Raw genomic sequence first — 18,723 nt, forward strand, 5'->3', positions numbered from 1 at the left:
CCTGCCGGCTGCGCCCGGCCGGGCGGCAGGGAGGCCGGCGATGGCGATGACGATGAATGGCGAGGTGACCTTGCCGGCGGGCAAGGAGGTCGTCTGGGCGAAGCTCAACGACGCCGCGGTGCTGAAGGCCTGCATCCCGGGCTGCGAACAGCTCGGCAAGGACGACGACACGCATTTCTCGGCCGTGGTGAAGGTCAAGCTCGGCCCGGTGAAGGCGACCTTCAAGGGCAAGGTCGAGCTGAGCGAGCTCGATCCGCCGAACGGCTACCGCATCGCCGGCGAGGGCGAGGGCGGCATTGCCGGCTTCGCCAAGGGCGGGGCGCGGGTCGCGCTCAGCGACGCCGAGGGCGGCCAGACCCTGCTGCGCTACGAGGTCGAGGCCCAGGTCGGCGGCAAGCTGATGCAGCTCGGCTCGCGCCTGATCAATTCGGTCTCGAAGAAGCTGGCCGACGAGTTCTTCGCCAATTTCGCCAAGGCGGTCGCCGAGGGCTGAGGTCGCGCGGGCGACCGGAGCGGCATCCCGGGCCGGACGCGCCGATCCGTCAGGAAGCCTTGCGCAGCGCCTCCAGCGCCTTGCTCACCGCCGCCTCGGCCGAGCCGACCTGCAAGGCGATGTCGGCGGCCGCGACATTGGCCCGTTCCAGCGTCCGCTGCGTCATGTCGAGGCTGTCGTTGACGGCGTTGGCGCTGTCGATCGCCTCGTCCGAGCTCTGCACCACCGTCGAGGCGTCGCGGGCGATGCCGGCGGTGACGGTGCTCTGCACGCAGACCGCTTCCGAGATCGCCTCGGCGTCGAGGCGGATGGCGTCGACCGTGGCGGCGATCGCGGCCGCGTGCACGGTGCAGGATTCGGCGCTCGCCGCCAGCTCGGCGATCTGGCCGGCGATCTCCTGCGTCGCGCCGGCGGTCTGGGTCGCGAGCGACTTGACCTCGGAGGCGACGACGGAGAAGCCGCGCCCGGCCTCGCCGGCGCGCGCGGCCTCGATCGTGGCGTTGAGCGCCAGGAGATTGGTCTGAGCGGCGATGTCGGCGATCATGCCGACGACCCTGCCGATGCTGTCGGTGGCCTGGCGCAGCCGCAGGATGGCGTCGTTCATCTGGGCGGTGTCCTGCACGGCCTGCTGGGTCACCGTCAGGCTCTGCGCGGCGCGCTGGCCGATATCGGCGAGATTGGCCGAGATTTCCTCCGTGGCCGCCGCCGTCTGGAGCGACTTCTCGCGGACGACGACCGAGGCGCGGGCGACCTTGCCGACCGTGTCCTTGATGAAGGCGGTGGCGCGGCCGGTCTCGGCGGCGGTCGAGACGAACTGCTCGACGGCGCCGCTGATCGTGTCGTCGAGGCTGCCGATGCGGGATTTCAGCGTCGCCGCCGCCTCGTCGAGGGCGAGGCCGCGCAGCCGCGCATCGTCGGTTTCGGCGTCCTGGCTCAGCGTCATCGCGGTGTTGACGTCATAGGTCAGCATCCGCTCGATGATGAACAGGTCGGCGGCGAACTGGCGCGGCGTCAGCAGCGCGGTGCGGCGGCGCGCGAGGCAGATCTCCCGCAGCAGCGAGAAGGCGATGGAGGCCCGCGACCGGGCCCGCACATGCGTCCGGTGCTCGAGCGCGCAGAGCCGGTCCATCGAGGCGATGTAGGCGTCGTCGAAGGCGCCGGTGAAGAGCAGGCGGAAATGGTCCGCCGCGGCGGCGTGGATCGCGTCGGAATGGGGCGCGACGCTGGCCCGTAGCGCGGGATGGATGGCGAAGGCGCGCTCGAAATCCTCGGCGACGACGCGCGCGATGACGCGGTCGACGACAGGGCTGTAGAGCCGGAGGCGGCGGCGCTGGGGCTCGCCGAACCCGATCGCGCTCAGCCGTCGCTGGATCTGCTCCGTCATCAGGGGCACGGCGGTCCTCGTTCAGGGGGGGCCGCTCGCGCAGGCCACGACGGGGCGATGATGCGCGGCGCGCCTTAAGATTTCGCCAATGCGGCAGGCCGGGCCCGGCGAAACGGGCTCCCGCCCGGAACAGGCCGAAAACGCCCGGAAAGGCCGCCTTTCGGCTGAAGCGGCGGCGCTTGACCCCGCAGAATCCCGGGTCCAAACTCCGTTTTGATCCATTCCAAGGAAAGGCTGCCCGAGGGGGCGGGCTTGGGCGGGAGGATCGGCGCCGGCAGCCGTGAACGGTCACGGACGGCGCATCAGAGACGGGTCACAGGAGATGTGCTCATGACCACTGTTTCGCTGACGGTGAACGGCAGGGCCGTCACCGCCGCTATCGACCCGCGCACCCTTCTGGTGCAGTTCCTGCGCGAAAACCTGCGATTGACCGGGACCCATGTCGGCTGCGACACCAGTCAGTGCGGCGCCTGCGTCGTGCATCTCGACGGCAAGGCCGTGAAGTCCTGCACCACGCTCGCCGTGGCGGTCGACGGCTCCAGCGTCACCACGATCGAGGGGCTGGCGTCCGGCGATGCGCTGCATCCGATGCAGGAGGCCTTCCGCGAGCATCACGGCCTGCAATGCGGCTTCTGCACGCCGGGCATGATCATGTCCGCCGTCGACATGGTGAACCGCCGCGGCCACCATCTCGACGAGAAGACGATCCGCGAGGACCTCGACGGCAATATCTGCCGCTGCACCGGCTATCACAATATCGTCAAGGCGATCGCCGCCGGCGCCGAGGCCATGGGCAGGGCCGGCGCGCCGCTGCGCCAGGCCGCCGAGTAAAGCGCCCGCGCTCCGTCATCCGTGATGCGTTCCAGGCAGTGAGGCGTCCGGCAGAGGCGCGTGCGAGGAGGGAACACCATGTCCGCCACCGGAATCGGCGCCGCAGTCCGCCGCAAGGAAGACCACCGCTTCATCACCGGCCAGGGCCGCTACACCGACGACATCAACCGGCCGGGCCAGGTCCATGCCTATTTCCTGCGCTCGCCGCATGCGCATGCGATCATCAAGGCGATCGACACCGAGGCCGCCGCCGGCATGCCGGGCGTCATCGGCATCTTCACCGGCGCCGACCTCGCCGCCGACAAGATCGGCGGGCTGATCTGCGGCTGGATGATCCACAACAAGGACGGCACGCCGATGCGCGCCGGGCCGCATCCGGCGCTGGCCCAGGGCAAGGTGCGCTATGTCGGCGACCATGTCGCCGTGGTGGTGGCCGAGACGCTGGCCGAGGCGAAGGACGCCGCCGAAGCGATCGCCGTCGACTACGAGGAGCTGCCGGCCGTGGTCGATACGGGCACGGCGGCCGGCGCGAAGACCGTGATCCATGACGAGGCGCCGGACAACACCGTGTTCAACTGGCATCTCGGCGACAGGGAGGCGGTCGAGAAAGCCTTCCGGGCGGCCAGCCATGTGACGAAGCTCGACCTCGTCAACAACCGGCTCGTTCCCAATGCGATGGAGCCGCGGGCGGCGGTCGGCGACTACGACGCCGGCGAGGGCGTCTTCACGCTCTACACCACCAGCCAGAACCCGCATGTGGCGCGGCTCGTGCTCTCCGCCTTCATCGGCATCGCGCCGGAGAACAAGCTGAGGGTGATCGCGCCGGATGTCGGCGGCGGCTTCGGCTCCAAGATCTTCATCTATGCCGAGGAGACGGTCTGCGTCTGGGCGGCGAAGAAGGTCGGGCGGCCGGTGAAATGGACGGCCGACCGGACGGAGGCCTTCCTCTCCGACGCGCATGGCCGCGACCACGTCACCCATGCCGAGCTCGCGACCGATGCCGAGGGCAGGATCCTCGGCATGCGGGTCAAGACGACCGCCAATCTCGGCGCCTATCTCTCGACCTTCTCGTCCTCGGTGCCGACCTATCTCTACGCGCCGCTGCTCTCGGGCCAGTACGACATCCCGGCGATCTATTGCGAGGTCGACGCGGTCTATACCAACACCGCTCCCGTCGACGCCTATCGCGGCGCCGGGCGGCCGGAGGCGACCTTCGTGGTCGAGCGCCTGATCGAGGTCACGGCCCGCCAGCTCGGCAAGGACCCGGCCAGGTTCCGGATGCAGAACTACATCAGGAGGTTCCCGCACCAGACGCCGGTCATCATGATGTACGACACCGGCAATTACGGCGCCTCGCTGAAGAAGGCGCTGGAGATGATCGACTACAAGGGGCTCGGCAAGCGCAAGCGCGACTCCGCGCGGGCCGGCAAGCTGCGCGGCATCGGCTTCTCCTCCTATATTGAGGCCTGCGGCATCGCGCCTTCGGCCGCGGTCGGCTCGCTCGGCGCGGGCGTGGGCCTGTGGGAATCGGCCGAGGTCCGGGTCAATCCGATCGGCACGGTCGAGGTGCTGACCGGCTCGCACAGCCACGGCCAGGGCCATGAGACGACCTTCGCCCAGCTCGTCTCGGACCGGCTCGGCATCTCGATCGACAACGTCTCGATCATCCATGGCGACACCGACAAGGTGCAGATGGGCATGGGCACCTATGGCTCGCGTTCCGGCGCGGTCGGCATGTCGGCGATCTTCAAGGCGCTCGACAAGGTGATCGCCAAGGGCAAGAAGGTCGCCGCCCATGTGCTGGAGGCCGACGAGGCCGATATCGACTTCGCGGACGGGCATTTCGCGGTGAAGGGCACCGACCGCAAGCTCGATTTCGGCTCCTGCGCCCTGCAAGCCTATGTCGCGCACAAGTTCAACGGGCAGGAGCTGGAGCCGGGGCTGAAGGAGGGGGCGTTCTACGACCCGACCAACTTCACCTTCCCGGCCGGCGTCCATATCTGCGAGGTCGAGATTGACCCGCAGACCGGCGTGACGCGGATCGAGCGCTGGGCGGCGGTCGACGATTTCGGCAACGTCATCAACCCGATGATCGTCGAGGGGCAGGTCCATGGCGGCATCGCCCAGGGCGTCGGCCAAGCGCTGCTGGAGGGCGCCCGCTACAATGCCGACGGCCAGCTCGTGACCGCGAGCTTCATGGACTACACCATGCCGCGCGCCGACGACCTGCCGTCCTTCGATGTCGGCATGACGGTGACGCCCTGCCCGTCGAACCCGCTCGGCATCAAGGGCTGCGGCGAGGCCGGCGCCATCGCCTCGCCGCCCGCCGTGATCAACGCCATCACCGACGCGCTCGGCCATGAGGAGATCGCGATGCCGGCGACGCCGCAGGCGGTGTGGCGGGCGGCGCGGAAGAGCATGAACCGGATGGCAGCGGAGTAACCCTCGCGGTCATCCCGGACAAGCTGCGAAGCAGCGCCGATCCGGGATCCATGCCTGAACCGTTCCGGCATGGATCCCGGCTCTCCGCTTCGCTCCGGCCGGGATGACGATGCGGATTTCAGCAAGGGATCATGTCCATGTACGCCTTCACCTATCACAAGCCCACCAGCGCCCGGCAGGCGGCGACGCTGCTCGCCAAGAAGGAGGACGCCAAGCTTCTCGCCGGCGGCCATACTTTGCTGCCGACGATGAAGCAGCGCCTGGCCGCGCCTTCGGCGCTGGTCGATCTCGGGGCCTGCGCCGATCTCAAGGGCATCGCGGTCAAAGGCCGCAACGTCGTCATCGGCGCGATGACGACCCATGCCGAGGTCGCGGCCTCGCCCGAAGTGCAGGCCGCCATTCCGGCGCTGGCTTACCTCGCCGGCCATATCGGCGATCCGCATGTGCGCCATCGCGGCACGATCGGCGGCTCGGTCGCCAACAACGATCCGGCCGCGGATTATCCCGCCGCGCTGCTGGCGCTCGGCGCCACCGTCGTCACCAACAAGCGCAAGCTTTCCGCGGAAGAGTTCTTCACCGGGCTCTACGAGACGGCGCTCGACGAGGGCGAGATCGTCACGAGGGTCTCGTTTCCGGTCGTGTCCAGGGCGGGCTACGCCAAGTTCCGCAACCCGGCCTCGCGCTACGCCATGGTCGGCGTCTTCGTCGCCAAGCGCGGCGGCGAGGTGCGCGTCGCGGTGACCGGGGCGGGCGAGGGCGGCGTCTTCCGCTGGCCCGAAGCGGAGGCTGCGCTGAAGGCGCGCTTCGCGGTGAAGTCGCTCGACGGGCTGAAGCACACGGCCGACGGCATCAACGGCGACATCCACGCGGACCCGGAATACCGCGCCCATCTGATCGGCGTCATGGCGAAACAGGCCGTGGCGCAGGCGACGGGGAAATAGGGGCGTGGGACGGGTCTCGCCACCGGTGTCATCCCGGGGCGAGCGAAGCGAAGAGCCCTGGATCCGCGACCGTTGTCGGTGCTCGTCATCGGCTCTGTCGGCGGTTATGGATTCCGGGCTCGACCGCTCTGCGGTCGCCCCGGAATGACGCGAGTTTCCATGTCCCAGCCGCTGCCTGCCTCGATCGATGCCACGCTGTCGCTGCTGCAGCGCCAAGGCTATGTCGCCGACCGCGCGCTGGCGACGGTGCTGTTCCTGGCGCTGCGGATGAAGCGGCCGCTGCTGCTGGAGGGCGAGGCCGGCACCGGCAAGACCGAGATCGCCAAGGTGCTCTCGGCCGGGCTCGGGCGCCGGCTGATCCGTTTGCAATGCTATGAGGGGCTCGACCTCGCCTCCGCCGTCTATGAATGGAACTATGCCGGGCAGATGATGGCGATCCGGCTGGCGGAAGCCGGCGGGATCGCGGATGACCGCGACCGGCTGGAAGGCGATATCTTCTCGGAGAAATACTTGGTCAAGCGGCCGCTGCTGCAGGCGCTGGAGCCGCAGGAGGGCGGGGCGCCGATCCTGCTGATCGACGAGCTCGATCGCACCGACGAGGCCTTCGAGGCCTTCCTGCTCGAGGTGCTGGCCGATGCGCAGGTGACCATTCCGGAGTTCGGCACGGTCAGGGCGGCCGAGCCGCCGATCGTGATCCTGACCTCGAACCGCACCCGCGAGATCCATGACGCGCTGAAGCGGCGCTGCCTCTATCACTGGGTCGGCTATCCCGATGCGGCGCGCGAGCTCGCCATCCTCAAGGCGAAGGTGCCGGATGCGCCGATGAAGCTCTCGAAGCAGGTCGTCGCCTTCGTGCAGGCGATCCGCAAGGAGGAGCTGTTCAAGGCGCCGGGCGTGGCCGAGACGCTCGACTGGGCGACGGCGCTGGTCGAGCTCGACGCCGTCGCGCTCGACCCGGCGGTGGTCTCGGATACGCTGGGCGCGCTGCTGAAATACCAGGACGACATCCAGGTGATGCAGGGCTCGAAGGTGAAGGAATTGCTGGACCGGGCCAGGGCCGAGGCGCGGGCGTGACGAAAGCGCGCCGATGACCGGCAAGCTCTCCGAGAACCTCGCCTATTTCGCCCGCGCCCTGCGCGCGGCCGGGCTGCCGGTCGGTCCCGGCGCGCTGGTCGAGGCGGTGGAGGCGCTCGGCGGCGGCGCGCTCGGCGGGCGCGACGACGTCTACTGGACGCTGCACGCGATCTTCGTGAAGAAGCACGAGGATACGCCGGTCTACGACCAGGCCTTCCGCCTGTTCTGGCGGCGGCGGAACCTGATCGAGAAGATCATGGCGCAGATGTCGCCGGTCTCGCCCGGCGCGGAGCGCCCGCCGGAGAAGGCCGAGGCCGGAGCCCTGCGCGTGGCCGAGGCCTTCGCGCCGCCACCGCGCGAGGACGAGCCGCCGGTCGAGCTGACCGAGCTGACGGCGCGGCTCACCGTCTCCGATCGCGAGATGTTGAAGTCGCGCGATTTCGCGCAGATGAGCGCGGCCGAGATCGCCCGCGCGAAGCAGCTCATCGCCGAATTGCGGCTGCCGGACGACAGCGTGCCGATGCGGCGGTTCAGGCCCGTGGCGCAGGGGCGGTCGATCGACCTGCGCCGGACCTTGCGGCAGTCGCTCAGGGGCGGCGGCGGCTCGATCGACCTCGCCTTCCGGGAGCGGCGCGAGATGCATCCGCCGGTGGTCGCGCTGGTCGACATCTCCGGCTCGATGGCCGAGTATTCGCGCATCTTCCTGCATTTCCTGCACACGCTGACCGAGAGGCGCCGGCGGGTGCATTCCTTCGTCTTCGGCACGCGGCTGACCAACGTCACCCGGATGCTGAAGGCGCGCGACCCGGACGAGGCGCTGGCGCTCGCCGGCAAGGCGGCGCCGGACTGGGAAGGCGGCACGCGCATCTCCGCGGCGCTGCACGCCTTCAACCGGGTCTGGTCGCGCCGGGTGCTCGCCGGCGGGGCGATCGTGCTGCTCTTCACCGACGGGCTGGAGCGGGAGCTCGACGACAGCCTCGCCTTCGAGATGGACCGGCTGCACCGCTCCTGCCGGCAACTGGTCTGGCTCAACCCGCTGCTGCGCTACGAGGCCTTCGCGGCGCGGGCCAGCGGCATCAGGGCGATGCTGCCGCATGTCGATTCCTTCCGGCCGATCCACAATCTCGCGGCGATGGCCGATCTCTGCGCCGCGCTGTCGCGGGATGCAGGACGGCAGGGCGATCCGCGCCAGTGGCTGAAACGCGCGGGTTGAGGCATGATCTATGCCGCTGTCATCGCGAGGAGCGTCAGCGACGAAGCAACCCAGGAGGGCGTGGAGCTCTGCCGCCCAAGGACTGCTTTGCTGCGCTCGCAATGACGGGCATCATCCATCGCTGACGGGAGGCTCGACCATGATCAGCACCGAAACCGATATCCTGCGCGCCGCCGAGGAATGGGCGGCTTCCGGCCGGGGCGTCGCCATCGCCACGGTGGTCGAGACCTGGGGCTCGGCGCCGCGCCCCGTCGGCTCGCATCTCGTCATCGACGGGGAGGGGAATTTCCTCGGCTCCGTCTCCGGCGGCTGCGTCGAGGGCGCGGTGGTGGCCGAGGCGGCCGACGTCATCGCCGACGGCAGGCCGCGCACCCTGGAATTCGGCGTCGCCGACGAGGCCGCCTGGAAGGTCGGGCTCTCCTGCGGCGGCCGCATCAAGGTCTATGTCGAGCCCGTTCGCGCGGAGGCCGCACGGTAAATGGCATCCTGGGAAACGCTTCTCGCCTTCGCCACGGTCACGATCCTCGTCGCCTATTTTCCGGGGCCGGCGCTGCTCTACACGGCCGCCCAGACGATCAGCCATGGCCGCAGGGCCGGGCTGATGGCGATGCTCGGCATCCATCTCGGCTGCTATCTGCACGTCTTCGCGGCGGCCTTCGGGCTCTCGGCCGTGTTCAAGCATGTGCCGGAGCTCTACATGGCGGTGAAGATCGCCGGGGCCGCCTATCTGGTCTGGATCGGCATCGGCATGATCCGCTCGCGCCTCGCCGCGGCCGGCCAGCCGTTGACGCCGCCGAAGACGGTGAAGCGGGCGCTGTTCGATTCCTTCGTGGTCGAGGTGCTCAATCCCAAGGTCGCGCTGTTCTTCATCGCGCTCCTGCCGCAATTCGTCGATCCGGCCGGCGCGTTGCCGGTCTGGGCGCAGTTCCTGATCCTCGGCGTCGTGGTCAATTTCGCCTTCTCCTCGGCCGATCTGGTGACGGTGCTGGGCGCCTCGCTGGTGGTGGGCGCGATGAAGCGGACCCGGGCCGGCTTCGGCATCGCGCGCTGGATCGGCGGCTCGCTGATGATCGGGCTCGGCCTCAAGCTCGCGACGGACAGGGGCTGAAGCGATGGATCTCGCCATTCTCTCGGCGCTGAATGCCGAGCGCGCGGCGCGCCGCGCGGCCGTGCTCGTCACCGAACTCGCCGGCGGCGCGCAGCGGCTGGTCCGGCAAGGCGAGATCGCGGCCGATCCGCTCGCCGCGCTGATCGAGGCGCAGTTGCGCACCGGGAAGAGCGGCAGCGTCGAGGCCGGGGGCGCATCCTATTTCCTCACCGTGCAGGCGCCGCATCCGCGCATCGTGGTGACCGGCGCCGTGCACATCTCGCAGGCGATGGCCCCGATGGCGCAGGCGCTCGACCTCGACCTCGTCGTCATCGACCCGCGCACGGCCTTCGCGACGCCGGAGCGCTTTCCCGGCGTGACGCTGCTGGCGGAATGGCCGGAGGAGGCGCTGCCGCGTCTCGGCCTCGACGGCTACACCGCCTTCGTCGCGCTGACGCATGATCCGAAGATCGACGACCCCGGCCTCGCCGCGGCGCTGCGCTCCGACTGCTTCTATATCGGCGCGCTCGGCAGCCGGAAGACGCATGGCAAGCGGCTCGAGCGGCTGGCCGCGGCCGGCTTCGACGCCGGGGCGACCGGGCGCATCCATGCCCCGATCGGGCTCGACATCGGCGCTGTCTCGCCAGCCGAGATCGCGCTCGCTATCCTGGCCGAGATCGTGAGCAGCCTGCGCGGCCCACGCAGGAAGCCCGCCTGAAAGGCGCCCGTCATGAAGTTCGGTCCCGTCGCCATCGCTGAGGCCGTCGGCTGCATCGCCGCGCATACCATCCGGATGGGCGCGACGACGGTGAAGAAGGGCGCCCTGATCACGCAGGAGGTCGCCGCGCGGCTGGCCGCGGAAGGCCTCGGCGAGATCGTCGCCGTGCGGCTGGAGGAGGGCGACGTCGCCGAGAACGAGGCGGCCTCCCGGCTGGCGGCGCGCCTGACCGGCGGCAACATCGTCGCGGAAGCGCCGTTCACCGGCCGCGTCAACATGTTCGCCACGGCGGCGGGCGTGCTGCAGGTCGACGTCGCGGCGATCGACGCCTTCAACGCGGTCGACGAGGCCATCACGGTCGCGACGCTGCCGGCGCTGAAGGCGGTCGTCGCCGGCGAGCTCGTCGCCACCGTCAAGATCATCCCCTATGCCGTCTCGGAGGCGCGGGTGGAGCAGGCGCTCGCCGCGCTCGGAGCGGAGTCGGCGGTCAGGGTCGCGGCCTATCGTCCGTCGAAGGTCGGGGTGATCTCGACGCTTCTGCCGGGCCTGAAGCCGAGCGTGGTCGACAAGACGATGCGCGTGATGATGGACCGGCTGACGCCGGCCGCGGCGATCCTCTCCGCCGACCGGCGGGTGCCGCATGAGGCGACCCCGCTGGCGGAGAGCATCGCGATGCTGGCCAAGGGCGAGAGCGACATCATCGTCGTCTTCGGCGCCTCGGCGATCACCGACCGGCGCGACGTGATCCCGCAGGCGCTGGTCGAGGCCGGCGGGCGGGTCGAGCATCTCGGCATGCCGGTCGATCCGGGCAACCTGCTGATGCTGGGCGAGATCGACGGCAAGCCGGTGATCGGCGCGCCGGGCTGCGCGCGCTCGCCCAAGGAGAACAGCTTCGACTGGGTGCTGCAGCGCCATCTGGCCGGCATTCCGGTCGCTCGCGCCAATGTGCAGCGCATGGGCGTGGGCGGGCTGCTGATGGAGATCGTGTCGCGGCCGCAGCCGCGCGCCCCGGCGCAGGCGGGCTCCGGACATCTCGCCGGGATCGTCCTGGCGGCCGGCCGCTCGACCCGGATGGGCGCCGACAACAAGCTGCTGCAGGAGCTGCGCGGCAAGCCGATCGTCCGCTACGCGGTCGAGGCGCAGCTCGAGGCGAGGCTCGATCCCGTCCTTGTCGTCACCGGACACCAGCAGCGGGCGGTGGAAGCCGCCCTGGCCGATCTGCCGGTGCGCTTCGTCCACAATCCCGACTATGCTTCCGGGCTCGCCGGCTCGGTGCGCGCCGGGGTGGCGGCGCTTCCCGCCGAGGCCGAAGCGGCGGTGATCTCGCTCGGCGACATGCCGAACGTGACGCCGCAGGTCATCGAGCGGCTGGTCGAGAGCCATCTCCGGCAGCCGGATTCGCTCGCCGTGGTGCCGACCCTGTTCGGCCATCGCGGCAATCCGGTGCTGCTCGCCCGGCAGATCTTCCCCGCCGTCTCGCTCCTGACCGGGGACCGCGGGGCGCGTCGCCTGCTCGAGGAGGCGGGCAGCCGCGTCGTCGAGGTGCCGTTCGAGGATCCGGCCATCGCCATCGACGTCGACACGCCGGAGGCGCTCAGGGCCTTGCAGGGCTGAGCCGCGCGGCGGCGCGCCGGGGTCACCGCAGCCAGTGCAGGCCGAGCGTCGCATAGGCTTCCGAGCGGCGCTCGCTCGTGCGCTGCCAGCCGCCGGAGAGCCGCCATTCGAGGCCGAGCAGGCGCAGGCCCGTCAGGTGCAGGCCGAGCCGCAGCTTGCGGTAGCCGTGCTCGCGATAGGCCTCGAACTCCGGTCCGGCATAGAAGCCGAGCGGCGCCTGCCAGCCCGGCGCCATGCGTGCCCAGAGCCGCCCGTTCAGCGAGGAGGCATAGGCGCTGGCCTGGAGCATCATGCCGGGCATCGGCGTCGACCAGAGGTCGGCCTGGAGGCGCGCGCCGTAGCGCGCCTCGGTGAAGGACGCGCCGAAAGGCTCGAGCCGCTGCTCGCTCTGGAAATCGGAGCCGGCATAGAGCGCGAGGAAGCTGTCGCCGAGGCGCCATTCATAGCCGATCAGCGCCTGGCTCTCCGCCTTGTAGGTGGTCCCGCGCGGCGGCTGGCGCCGGGTCTGCTCCTGCGAGCCGCCGGCCTTCAGGAAGAGGCGGAAGCCGCTCCCGGCGAGGCCGCCGCCGAGGGCGCGCTTCATCCCGACGGAAAGGAAGGTCTTGGTGGGGCCGGCTTCCATCGAACCGAAGATGACCTGCGACAGCGCCGCGCGCCCGCTCTCCGTCTCCTCCTCGTCGGCCAGGGCGGCACGCGGCGGCGCGGCGGCCAGCACCATCGCCAACCCGGCCTGTCCGGCCCTGCGCCACCCCCACGCCACGCCCGCCCTCCGGGCCCGCCGCACCGTTGCCTGGCTCTCGCGGCAGACCCCGCGATCTCAACAGCTTGTCAGGAAGCTTGCAAGCTTTTGTTAACCAGACGGGCGCAGCCTCGACAGGCCGGCTAAGCTTTCGTTCCGCCACGGAGGGAGGTGAAGATGGTTTCCGCCGATTTCATCAGGCAGCTCGAAGGCTACGGGCTGACCACGGCGACGATTTTGTACCGCATGCCCGACCATCTCAACGTGCTGCAGACCTTCGTCTGGCAGCAATACGACGTCGCTCCGCGCTTTCCGGTGCTGCAGGATTTCCTGGCCTTCTGGCAGCGGGAGCTCGACGGTCCGGTGCATTCGGTCACCGTCGCCCATGCCGGACTGATCCGCCCGGCCGAGATCCGGACGGTGAACGGCGTGCTAACGCTGCATTGAGCGCCTGCGTGGGGCGTGCTTGTTGCCCGCCGCCGGGCCGTGCTAGATCGCGCTGCGTCCCGGCGGACGCATCATGACGATCCAGCTCTTTGCCGTGGCATCGCTCCCGATGCTCCGGGCGGGCGGCTCAATCCGGCACGGCCTGTCTCTCTTGTCATCTCCCCTCCGCACCTCCGGTCTTCTGAAGGCGCTGGCCGGCCTGCCCGGCGAGCGTGTCGCCGTGGGGACCATCGTCGCCGCGCTGCAGGACCGCGCCTATGCGCTGCTGGTGGTGCTGCTCGGCCTGCCCAACTGCCTGCCGATGCCGCCGCCGATCCCGCTGGTCTGCGGGCTGGTGCTGGCCTTCGTCGCGTTCCAGATGGTGCTCGGCCGCAAGACGCCCTGGCTGCCGCGGGCGCTGCTCGCGCGCAGCATCGGCAAACCCGAGCTCAACCGCGCCGTCGGGCGGGCGCTGCCGCCGCTGGTCTGGCTGGAACGCTTCTCGCGCCCGCGGCTGACGATGCTCGGCGGCGCCTATGCCGTGCCGGTGCTCGGGCTCGTCATCCTGATCCTGGCGCTCGGGCTGATCGTCGCGGCGCCCTTCATCGGCCAGATCCCGCTAGGGCTCGCGGTCTGCCTCGTCGGGCTGGGTCTGGTCGAGCGCGACGGCGTACTGATCATAGCCGGTGCGGTGCTGGGCGCGATCGGGCTCGTGCTCAGCGCCGGCTTCGCCTACGCCATCTTCAGCGGCATCCACGAGCTGCTGTTCTGATCCGGGGCTGGCGCTCAGGCAGCGAGCGCTTCGGCAAAAGGGTTCTTCACCGCCAGCAGCCGGTCGATTTCGGCGGCCGGCACCGCCTTCGAGAACAGGAAGCCTTGCAGCTCGTGGCAGCCGATGGCCTGGAGGAAGCGGTGCTGCTCGGGCGTCTCGACGCCCTCGGCGCAGACGCGCAGGCCGAGCGCGCGGCCCAGATGCGCCATCGAATGGACGAGGATCGCGGATTCGCCGGCCTCCTCCATATATTCCAGGAAGGTGCGGTCGATCTTGATCTTGTCGAAGGCGAAGCGGCGCAGATAGATCAGGCTCGAATAGCCGGTGCCGAAATCGTCGAGCGCGAGCCCGACGCCATGGGCGCGGATGTCCATCATCGCCGTCTCGGCCGCGTCGGCATCCTCGATCAGCACGCCCTCGGTCAGCTCCAGCTCGAGCTGGGCCGGATCGAAATCCGTCTCCTCGATGATGCGGATGACGTTGGAGACGAAGTCCTTGTGGCGGAACTGGATCGGCGAGACGTTGACCGCGAGGCGGATGCCGCTCCAGCGCTTCGCCTCCTGGCAGGCGCGACGCAGCACCCATTCGCTCAGCGGCACGATCAGCCCGCGCTCCTCGGCGATCTGGATGAACTCGGAGGGCGGGATCATGCCGTGCACCGGATGCGGCCAGCGCACCAGCGCCTCGACGCCGACGATGGTCGCGCCGTCGATCGAGACCTGCGGCTGGTAGTGCAGGGTCAGCTCGTCGCGCTCGATGGCGTTGCGCAGGTCGTCCTCGACCATGCGCTTGACCTGGAGCGAGCGGTTCATCTGCTGCTCGAAGAAGGAGAAGCGGTTGCGGCCGCTGTTCTTGGCCTCGTAGAGCGCGGTGTCGGCGAGCCTGAGCAGCGTTTCCCGGTCGGTGCCGTCCTGCGGCGCCATGGCGATGCCGACCGAGCAGCCGATGGTCACCTCCACCCCCACCACCGGGAAAGGGGCGGTGAGGTGCTTGAGAATACGCTCGCCCAGCGCCGCGCAATCGGCCGCGGTCGCCTGCGCCTGGATGACGCCGAACTCGTCGCCTCCGAGCCGGGCGACCGTGTCGCCCGCCTTCACGACGCCGAGCAGCCGGCTGGCGACCTGGCGGATGAGGTCGTCGCCGGCATTGTGGCCATAGGTGTCGTTGACGGCCTTGAAGCGGTCGAGGTCGATCAGGAAGACGGCGAGGCTGCCGCCGCTGCGGTCGCGCGTCGCGAGCGCCTGGTCGAAGGCCAGGTCGAAGCTGCGGCGGTTGGGCAGGGAGGACAATTCGTCCTGCCCGGCGAGGCGGTGGATCTCCTGCTCGCGCAGCACGATTTGGACGGCGGCGGCGCGCAGCCGCTGCACCGCGAAGACGATGATGCCGGAAAACAGCAGGCCGACCGCGATCAGCGCCCAGAGGAAGCGCTCGAGCATGACGTCGCCGGGGCGGGCGGGCGTCCAGGTCAGCCAGGTGCCGACCGAGGCGTCCGGCGCCGGGATCGGCAGGCTCGACAGCGGGTCGGCCGGCTCCCTGTCGACCAGGCGCATGCCGGCGACGCGGTAGCCGTCCGCCAGCTCGGCCAGCATGCCGCCCGACAGGCGCCGATAGGCCACGAAGGAGAGCGGGCCGATGGCGGACGAAAACACCGGCGTCGCGAGCCGCGACAGGTCGATCACCATCAGCAGGATGGTGTCGCTGCCGTTGCTGGCGATGGTCGACCAGGTCGCGCTGCGCTCGCTGACCAGGGAGATCGGGCCGGCCCGGCCGTCGCCGCCGGGAATGAAGTCGCTGAAGTGCCGCAGGCCGTCATAGCCGGTCTGCCCGGCCGGCGCGTTCGCCTCGACCCCGGCCAGGGCGGTGCCAGTGTCGGTGACGATATAGGCGCCGTCGAAATCGGAAAGCTGGCCGTGCAGGCGGGTGATGGCCGCCTGCAGCGCCGTCCGCGGCGCCGGCCCGCGCAGCGTCTCCTGAAAGTCGCCGGTGATCGCCAGCCGCTCCAGGCGCAATTCGCTGGCGCGGATCTGGTTGTTGAAGGCGGCCTCGATGCGCTCGCGCTGGCGCTGGGCCTCGAGGCGGTTCGACTCGCGCGTGATCGCGACCACGACCGCGGCGCCCGCCGCCATCAGCAGCAGGAAGGCGCAACCCAGCGTGGCGACGGTGCTCGCGAACATGCGCGCGGATGAACCCGCATTGGTCATCTTCGCGCTGGCAAGGTGAGACATGCGACGCCCGGGCTCGGTCCTTCGAATCGACCTAACCGACGAAATGTTGACATCCCGTTGCCGCGCCCGGCAAATCTGCGCCGCCCTCAGCCCTGACCGGGCCTGTAGGGCGGCCGCGGGATCGCCATATGCGCTGCCCGCAGCGCCGCCGACCAGCGCTCGCGCAGATCGTGGAAATAGGGCTCGCCGGCCTCGATCCGGCGGTTGAGCTCGAAGTCCTCGGCGTCGCGGCGCAGCACGATGAGGTCGATCGGCAGGCCGACGCCGATATTGGAGCGCATCGTCGAATCCATCGAGATCAGCCCGACCTTCAGCGCGTCGTAGAGATCGGTCCTGAAGGTGACGGCGCGGTCGAGAATCGGCTTGCCATATTTGTGCTCGCCGATCTGCAGGAAGGGCGCGTCGGCGCCGCATTCGATGAAGTTGCCGGCGCTGTAGACCATGAAGAGCCGCATCGGCTGGCCCCTGATCTGGCCGCCGAAGAGCAGGGACAGCTCGAACTTGACGCCGGCCTCCTCCAGGGCCGGGCCGTCGATGTCGCGGACATGGCGCACGCAGCGGCCGACGAGCTGGGCGGCGCGGAACATCGTGCCGGCGTTCTGGAGCGTGTCGATCTCGCCGGTCTCGGGGTTCGGCAGGCCCTCGTGCAGAAAGCTGACGACCGATTGCGTGATCGAGAGGTTGCCGGCCGTCATCACGCCGAAATTGCGCTCGCCCGGCCAGGCGAAGAGATGGAGCTTGCGGAAGGTCGAGATGTCGTCGAGCCCGGCATTGGTGCGCGTGTCGGCGATCATCACCAGCCCGTCCTGCACGAGGATTCCGGCGCAATAGGTCACGGTTGCTGTCCTTCGGTCGTTTCCGCTGTCGTCGGGCCGGCGCGCGCGCCGGGAGCCCGGCCTATTGGGCCGGCTGGCGGCCGCCCGCTTCCCGGGCGGCGACGAGGACGCTGAGATGCTCGCTGCCGCCGCCCTGGCGCGCCCCCCTTATCGGGGCGGCGTCGGCGTAGTCCAGCCCCGCCGCGACGCGGACATGGGTGTCGACGGGGCAGAGGCCGTTGGCGCTGTCGAAGCCGATCCAGCCATAGCCGTCGAGATGGACCTCGGCCCAGGCATGGGCGCCGCCGCCGGCGGCGAGCCCGCCCGACGGCGCGACATAGCCCGAGACGTAGCGCGCTGGCTGCCCGAGATGCCGGGCGCAGGCCATGAAGACATGGGCGATGTCCTGCGCGATCGCCTCGCCTGCCGCGAAGGCGGCGGCGGCGCCGACGCCGCTGCGCCCGCTGGCGTCGCGGCAGCTCATGCGCCCGGCCGTGGCCGCCATCAGCGCGTGCATCCGCGAGAGCGGCGTGCCGGCGCCGGCGGCGGCCTCCTCGGCGAAGGCGCGCAGCGCGTCGTCCGGCGCGGTGAGCAGCGTGTCGCGCCGGTAGACCTCGCAGGGCACGCGCTCCGGCCCGCCGCGGACGGCGCCGGCGAGGTCGATCGTCTCGACCAGCCCCTCGACCCGGATCGCCAGCGCCGAGATCGGCCCGTCGGCATAGAAGCTGTGCACGATGTTGCCATGCGCGTCCTGCCCGGCACGCAGGCGCCCGTCGATGCTGGGCTCGATCCGCCAGGACATCACATGCTGGCCGTCATGGTCGCGCGGCGTCAGCCGCAGAATCTGCGTGATGTGCCGGGCCGGCTCGGCATAGTCGTAGCCGATCGTGTGGGAAATCCTGATCCGCATGGGTTCTGGCCGTTCCGGCGTCCCTGTCCTGTCGTCGCGTCCTCCTGCCGGCTCCCGGCAGGCCTGCGGATCACTGGAGATACTGCTCGAAGATGGTGTTGCTGAGGCCGCTGTTGTCGATGATGAAATCCTCGATGAACTCGTGCAGCCCGTGCTGGAAGATGCTCTCGATGCGGGTGTTGTTGAGGGTCGCCAGCGTCTTGCGGGCATGGCGCTGGGCCGGGCCCTGGCGGCCATAGGCGTCGCCGAGCGCATCGAGGAAGCGCGAGATGCTCTCGTAGCAGGCGGCGAGCGAGCGGGGCATGCGGCGGTTCAGGATCAGCAGGTCGGCGATCAGGATCGGCTTCACCGCCTCGCGATAGACCCAGTGATAGGCCGTCAGGGCCGAGACCTCGCGCAGCACCGTGGTCCATTGGAAATAGTCGAGCGAGCCGCCGACCTGCTCGTTGGCCGGCAGCAGCACATGGTATTTCACGTCGAGGATGCGGGCGGTGTTGTCGGCGCGCTCGATATAGACCCCGAGCCGCGAGAACCAGTAGCCGTCGTCGCGCAGCATGGTGCGGTAGGCCGAGCCGTCGAAGACCAGCGAGACGTTCTTCACCCAGTCGAGGAAACGGGCGAATTCCTCGCGGTCCATGCGCTTCTTCTCGAAGCGCTGCAATTCGAGCCAGGCGCCGTTGAGCGCGTCCCACATCTCCGAGGTCAGGGCGGTGCGCACGGCCCGCGCATTGGAGCGCGCCTGGGCCAGGCAGTTGCGGATCGAGGACGGGTTGTCCGGGTGGAAGGTCAGGAATTCGCAGACATTGCGCTCGTTCGCCTCGCCATAGGCGGCGGCGAACTCGTCCTCGCAGCCGGCGGTCGAGACCGCGCTCTGCCATTCGGTGCCGGCGCCGCCATAGTCCGAGGGCAGGTTGGTCAGGCGGGAGGTGGCGTCGAGGATGCGGGCGAGATATTCGGCCCGCTCGACATAGCGGGAGACCCAGTAGAGGCTGTCTGCGGTGCGCGAGAGCATGGTCAGCGAGGGCCTTTCCGCTGCAGG

General features: G+C 69.8%; 18 protein-coding genes. 12 read left to right on the forward strand and 6 right to left on the reverse strand.

Translation table 11 applies throughout. The annotated features are described in order from the left end of the window. The first annotated feature begins 40 nt into the window (after positions 1-40). The gene (locus tag ACWH43_RS09175; RefSeq protein WP_448153441.1) at positions 41-493 is read left to right on the forward strand and encodes a CoxG family protein; all 453 of its coding nucleotides are present in this window, start codon (positions 41-43) and stop codon (positions 491-493) included. Between the two features lie 49 nt (positions 494-542). On the opposite strand, the gene ACWH43_RS09180 is transcribed toward ACWH43_RS09175, so the two are convergent. Further along, the gene (locus ACWH43_RS09180; protein WP_260347871.1) at positions 543-1,877 is read right to left on the reverse strand and encodes a methyl-accepting chemotaxis protein; all 1,335 of its coding nucleotides are present in this window, start codon (positions 1,875-1,877) and stop codon (positions 543-545) included. A 330-nt stretch (positions 1,878-2,207) separates the two neighbouring features. Here ACWH43_RS09180 and ACWH43_RS09185 point away from each other — a divergent pair, with 330 nt between their 5' ends. The 9 genes from ACWH43_RS09185 (at position 2,208) to ACWH43_RS09225 (ending at position 11,797) form a co-directional block, all read left to right on the forward strand. Next, positions 2,208-2,708, forward strand: a complete 501-nt coding sequence (locus ACWH43_RS09185; RefSeq protein WP_158445880.1) for a (2Fe-2S)-binding protein — start codon at positions 2,208-2,210, stop codon at positions 2,706-2,708. 78 nt (positions 2,709-2,786) lie between these two features. Then, a complete protein-coding gene (locus tag ACWH43_RS09190; RefSeq protein ID WP_158445881.1) occupies positions 2,787-5,150 on the forward strand; it encodes a xanthine dehydrogenase family protein molybdopterin-binding subunit in 2,364 nt (787 codons plus the stop codon). Between the two features lie 137 nt (positions 5,151-5,287). Beyond that, positions 5,288-6,091: an FAD binding domain-containing protein gene (locus tag ACWH43_RS09195; RefSeq protein ID WP_158445882.1), complete on the forward strand. Its 804-nt coding sequence runs from the start codon at positions 5,288-5,290 to the stop codon at positions 6,089-6,091. Between the two features lie 159 nt (positions 6,092-6,250). Beyond that, complete coding sequence (locus tag ACWH43_RS09200; RefSeq protein ID WP_158445883.1) at positions 6,251-7,165, forward strand: AAA family ATPase; 915 nt, start codon at positions 6,251-6,253, stop codon at positions 7,163-7,165. 13 nt (positions 7,166-7,178) lie between these two features. After that, the gene (locus tag ACWH43_RS09205) at positions 7,179-8,378 is read left to right on the forward strand and encodes a vWA domain-containing protein (protein ID WP_158445884.1); all 1,200 of its coding nucleotides are present in this window, start codon (positions 7,179-7,181) and stop codon (positions 8,376-8,378) included. 139 nt (positions 8,379-8,517) lie between these two features. After that, complete coding sequence (locus tag ACWH43_RS09210) at positions 8,518-8,856, forward strand: XdhC family protein (RefSeq protein ID WP_158445885.1); 339 nt, start codon at positions 8,518-8,520, stop codon at positions 8,854-8,856. Next, a complete protein-coding gene (locus tag ACWH43_RS09215; RefSeq protein WP_158445886.1) occupies positions 8,857-9,486 on the forward strand; it encodes a LysE family translocator in 630 nt (209 codons plus the stop codon). Between the two features lie 4 nt (positions 9,487-9,490). Next, the gene (locus tag ACWH43_RS09220) at positions 9,491-10,183 is read left to right on the forward strand and encodes an XdhC family protein (protein ID WP_158448306.1); all 693 of its coding nucleotides are present in this window, start codon (positions 9,491-9,493) and stop codon (positions 10,181-10,183) included. 12 nt (positions 10,184-10,195) lie between these two features. Next, complete coding sequence (locus tag ACWH43_RS09225; RefSeq protein ID WP_448153442.1) at positions 10,196-11,797, forward strand: NTP transferase domain-containing protein; 1,602 nt, start codon at positions 10,196-10,198, stop codon at positions 11,795-11,797. A gap of 22 nt (positions 11,798-11,819) precedes the next feature. Here ACWH43_RS09225 and bcsS read toward each other — a convergent pair whose 3' ends face one another. After that, a complete protein-coding gene (gene bcsS / locus ACWH43_RS09230; protein ID WP_158446625.1) occupies positions 11,820-12,557 on the reverse strand; it encodes a cellulose biosynthesis protein BcsS in 738 nt (245 codons plus the stop codon). Positions 12,558-12,713: 156 nt separating this feature from the next. Between bcsS and ACWH43_RS09235 the strand changes: the two genes are divergently transcribed. Further along, positions 12,714-12,983 (forward strand): usg protein, encoded by a 270-nt coding sequence (locus tag ACWH43_RS09235; RefSeq protein ID WP_158446626.1) that lies wholly within the window; start codon positions 12,714-12,716, stop codon positions 12,981-12,983. 151 nt (positions 12,984-13,134) lie between these two features. Next, on the forward strand, positions 13,135-13,734 hold the full coding sequence (locus ACWH43_RS09240) for an exopolysaccharide biosynthesis protein (RefSeq protein ID WP_260347778.1): 600 nt from the start codon (positions 13,135-13,137) through the stop codon (positions 13,732-13,734). Positions 13,735-13,748: 14 nt separating this feature from the next. On the opposite strand, the gene ACWH43_RS09245 is transcribed toward ACWH43_RS09240, so the two are convergent. The 4 genes from ACWH43_RS09245 to ACWH43_RS09260 form a co-directional block, all read right to left on the reverse strand. Continuing rightward, positions 13,749-15,908 (reverse strand): putative bifunctional diguanylate cyclase/phosphodiesterase, encoded by a 2,160-nt coding sequence (locus ACWH43_RS09245; RefSeq protein WP_260347779.1) that lies wholly within the window; start codon positions 15,906-15,908, stop codon positions 13,749-13,751. A 137-nt stretch (positions 15,909-16,045) separates the two neighbouring features. Continuing rightward, positions 16,046-16,795, reverse strand: a complete 750-nt coding sequence (locus tag ACWH43_RS09250; protein WP_158446628.1) for a peptidase — start codon at positions 16,793-16,795, stop codon at positions 16,046-16,048. Positions 16,796-16,856: 61 nt separating this feature from the next. After that, entirely contained in the window at positions 16,857-17,684 is an 828-nt protein-coding gene (locus tag ACWH43_RS09255) for a transglutaminase family protein (RefSeq protein WP_158446629.1), read from the reverse strand. A 70-nt stretch (positions 17,685-17,754) separates the two neighbouring features. Further along, complete coding sequence (locus ACWH43_RS09260; RefSeq protein ID WP_158446630.1) at positions 17,755-18,696, reverse strand: alpha-E domain-containing protein; 942 nt, start codon at positions 18,694-18,696, stop codon at positions 17,755-17,757. Between the last annotated feature and the right edge of the window lie 27 nt (positions 18,697-18,723).

The organism is Allobosea minatitlanensis (assembly GCF_964020775.1).